Source organism: Peptostreptococcus faecalis, from assembly GCF_900240845.1.
Taxonomy (GTDB): Bacteria; Bacillota; Clostridia; order Peptostreptococcales; family Peptostreptococcaceae; genus Peptostreptococcus; species Peptostreptococcus faecalis.
Map to the genome: position 1 here is coordinate 1 of NZ_OERU01000026.1, position 1,515 is coordinate 1,515.

General features: G+C 50.2%; 16 tRNA genes. All 16 read left to right on the forward strand.

The features are described from left to right. The first annotated feature begins 36 nt into the window (after nucleotides 1–36). The 16 genes from C0982_RS10280 to C0982_RS10355 all read left to right on the forward strand — a co-directional run bounded on the left by C0982_RS10280 (nucleotide 37) and on the right by C0982_RS10355 (nucleotide 1,466). Nucleotides 37–120: transfer RNA gene (locus tag C0982_RS10280), tRNA-Leu, on the forward strand. A 28-nt stretch (nucleotides 121–148) separates the two neighbouring features. Continuing rightward, a tRNA-Gly gene (locus tag C0982_RS10285) sits at nucleotides 149–223 on the forward strand. An 18-nt stretch (nucleotides 224–241) separates the two neighbouring features. Beyond that, nucleotides 242–318, forward strand: a tRNA-Arg gene (locus tag C0982_RS10290). A 6-nt stretch (nucleotides 319–324) separates the two neighbouring features. Further along, nucleotides 325–399 (forward strand) — tRNA-Gln (locus tag C0982_RS10295). 8 nt (nucleotides 400–407) lie between these two features. Next, a tRNA-Lys gene (locus C0982_RS10300) sits at nucleotides 408–483 on the forward strand. 22 nt (nucleotides 484–505) lie between these two features. Continuing rightward, a tRNA-Lys gene (locus C0982_RS10305) sits at nucleotides 506–581 on the forward strand. A gap of 11 nt (nucleotides 582–592) precedes the next feature. After that, nucleotides 593–666: transfer RNA gene (locus C0982_RS10310), tRNA-Met, on the forward strand. Between the two features lie 8 nt (nucleotides 667–674). Continuing rightward, nucleotides 675–751: transfer RNA gene (locus C0982_RS10315), tRNA-Ile, on the forward strand. A 19-nt stretch (nucleotides 752–770) separates the two neighbouring features. Next, nucleotides 771–847, forward strand: a tRNA-Pro gene (locus C0982_RS10320). 7 nt (nucleotides 848–854) lie between these two features. Then, nucleotides 855–931, forward strand: a tRNA-His gene (locus tag C0982_RS10325). 17 nt (nucleotides 932–948) lie between these two features. Beyond that, nucleotides 949–1,022: transfer RNA gene (locus C0982_RS10330), tRNA-Cys, on the forward strand. A 5-nt stretch (nucleotides 1,023–1,027) separates the two neighbouring features. Then, nucleotides 1,028–1,102, forward strand: a tRNA-Asn gene (locus C0982_RS10335). 5 nt (nucleotides 1,103–1,107) lie between these two features. Next, a tRNA-Leu gene (locus C0982_RS10340) sits at nucleotides 1,108–1,194 on the forward strand. Between the two features lie 29 nt (nucleotides 1,195–1,223). Then, nucleotides 1,224–1,299, forward strand: a tRNA-Met gene (locus tag C0982_RS10345). Nucleotides 1,300–1,313: 14 nt separating this feature from the next. Then, nucleotides 1,314–1,385: transfer RNA gene (locus tag C0982_RS10350), tRNA-Glu, on the forward strand. Nucleotides 1,386–1,392: 7 nt separating this feature from the next. Beyond that, nucleotides 1,393–1,466, forward strand: a tRNA-Gly gene (locus tag C0982_RS10355). Nucleotides 1,467–1,515 lie beyond the last annotated feature (49 nt).

Genomic DNA, 1,515 nt, shown 5'->3' on the forward strand with positions numbered 1-1,515 from the left:
ATCCACCATCCTCCACCAGTTTAATAAACTCAATGCGCGGATGTGGCGGAATTGGCAGACGCACTAGACTTAGGATCTAGCGCCTTTGGCGTGGGGGTTCGACTCCCTTCATCCGCACCAGTTTATTGAAAAAATAAGAGCATAGTAAGCGGGAATAGTTCAGTGGTAGAGCGCGACCTTGCCAAGGTCGAAGTCGCGAGTTCGAATCTCGTTTCCCGCTCCATTATAACATATAAAATATGGGTGCATAGCTCAGTTGGATAGAGCAACGCCCTTCTAAGGCGTGTGTCCGGGGTTCGAATCCCTGTGCGCTCACCATTATATAGGGGATTCGCCAAGTGGTAAGGCATATGACTCTGACTCATACATTCGGGGGTTCAAATCCCTCATCCCCTGCCAAATAATATGGATCATTAGCTCAGCTGGCAGAGCACCTGACTCTTAATCAGGGTGTCCAGGGTTCGACTCCCTGATGATCCACCAAGTGGATACAAAAAAATAATATGGATCATTAGCTCAGCTGGCAGAGCACCTGACTCTTAATCAGGGTGTCCAGGGTTCGATTCCCTGATGATCCACCATTTAGATATGGGGCGGTATAGCTTAGTTGGCTAGAGCGTTCGGTTCATACCCGAAAGGTCACAGGTTCAAGTCCTGTTACCGCTACTTCAGTTGGACCATTAGCTCAGTTGGTTAGAGCGCCCGGCTCATAACCGGTAGGTCCGGGGTTCGAATCCCTGATGGTCCACCATTAATTTAATATTTTTCATCGAGGTGTGGCGCAGTTTGGTAGCGCACATGGTTTGGGACCATGGGGCCGGGGGTTCGAGTCCCTTCACCTCGACCATTACGTGGTGGGTATAGCTTAGTTGGTTAAAGCGCCAGATTGTGGCTCTGGAGATCGAGAGTTCGAATCTCTTTATCCACCCCAGTAATTTTTATTTGTAAGGCGACATAGCCAAGTGGTAAGGCAATGGACTGCAACTCCTTGATCTCCAGTTCGAATCTGGATGTCGCCTCCAAATATTCCAAGGTAGCTCAATGGTGGAGCAACCGGCTGTTAACCGGTAGGCTGTGGGTTCGAGCCCCACCCTTGGAGCCATTTAAGCCGAAGTGGCGGAACTGGCAGACGCACAGGACTTAAAATCCTGCGAAACTTATACTTTCGTACCGGTTCGATTCCGGTCTTCGGCATTAGGTAAGTACCATAAAATAAACAATATCGCGGAGTGGAGCAGTTGGCAGCTCGTCGGGCTCATAACCCGAAGGTCGGAGGTTCGAGTCCTTCCTCCGCAACCAATTAAAACCAGTTAGGCTCCTTGGTCAAGCGGTTAAGACACCGCCCTTTCACGGCGGTAACAGGGGTTCGATTCCCCTAGGAGTCATTTATATGCGGGTGTAGCTCAATGGTAGAGTTCTGGCCTTCCAAGCCAGCTGTGAGGGTTCGATCCCCTTCACCCGCTCCAATATATGTGGGAGTATAGCTCAGCTGGGAGAGCATCTGCCTTACAAGCA